The sequence below is a fragment of the Pseudomonas sp. NPDC098747 genome, from assembly GCF_044760045.1.
GTDB lineage: Bacteria > Pseudomonadota > Gammaproteobacteria > Pseudomonadales > Pseudomonadaceae > Aquipseudomonas.
In genome coordinates, this window is the sequence record NZ_JBIWAL010000156.1 from 1 (window position 1) to 1,038 (window position 1,038).

Below are 1,038 nucleotides of genomic sequence, written 5' to 3' on the forward strand. Positions count from 1 at the left end.
ACTCGTGAAGCGATCAACGCCAAGGGCGAAGGTCGTGTTTTCGCGGATCTGCAAGAAGTTGACCGTGTGTTCCGTGCCGGCGAAGCCGCATTGCACGCCAAGGTCAAAGTGCGGATCAACGAAACCGTCAACGATCGTGATGGTGGCAGCGTCAAGAACACTCGTATCGTCGACACCACTGTCGGCCGTGCGCTGTTGTTCCAGGTTGTTCCACCTGGCCTGTCGTACGACGTTGTCAACCTGCCGATGAAGAAAAAGGCGATCTCCAAGCTGATCAACCAGTGCTACCGCGTGGTTGGTTTGAAAGAGACCGTTATCTTCGCTGACCAGTTGATGTACACCGGTTTCGCTTACTCGACCATTTCCGGCGTTTCCATCGGCGTTAACGACTTCGTTATCCCTGATGAAAAAGCCCGCATCATCGGTGCTGCCACCGACGAAGTGAAAGAGATCGAAAGCCAGTACGCCTCCGGCCTGGTAACCCAGGGCGAGAAGTACAACAAAGTGATCGACCTTTGGTCGAAAGCGAACGACGAAGTTTCCAAGGCGATGATGGCCAACCTCTCGAAAGAGAAAGTCATCGACCGTCATGGCGTTGAAGTTGACCAAGAGTCTTTCAACTCGATGTACATGATGGCCGACTCGGGTGCGCGGGGTTCCGCAGCACAGATTCGTCAGCTGGCCGGTATGCGTGGCCTGATGGCCAAGCCGGACGGTTCCATCATTGAAACGCCGATTACTGCGAACTTCCGTGAAGGTTTGAGCGTACTTCAGTACTTCATCTCCACTCACGGTGCTCGTAAAGGTCTGGCGGATACCGCGTTGAAAACTGCGAACTCCGGTTACCTGACTCGTCGTCTGGTAGACGTGGCGCAGGATCTGGTTGTAACCGAGATCGATTGCGGCACCGAACACGGTCTGTTGATGACTCCGCACATTGAAGGCGGTGACGTTGTTTATTCGTTGGTTGATCGGTTTTTGGTTGTTTTTTTTTATAGTGTGTTTTTGATTGTTGTTATCGTTGTTGTTATTTTTATT

At 52.3% G+C, this 1,038-nt stretch carries 1 pseudogene; it reads left to right on the forward strand.

The features are described from left to right. A pseudogene (locus ACIQVE_RS29755) lies at positions 1-1,038 on the forward strand (DNA-directed RNA polymerase subunit beta'); the annotation flags it as partial.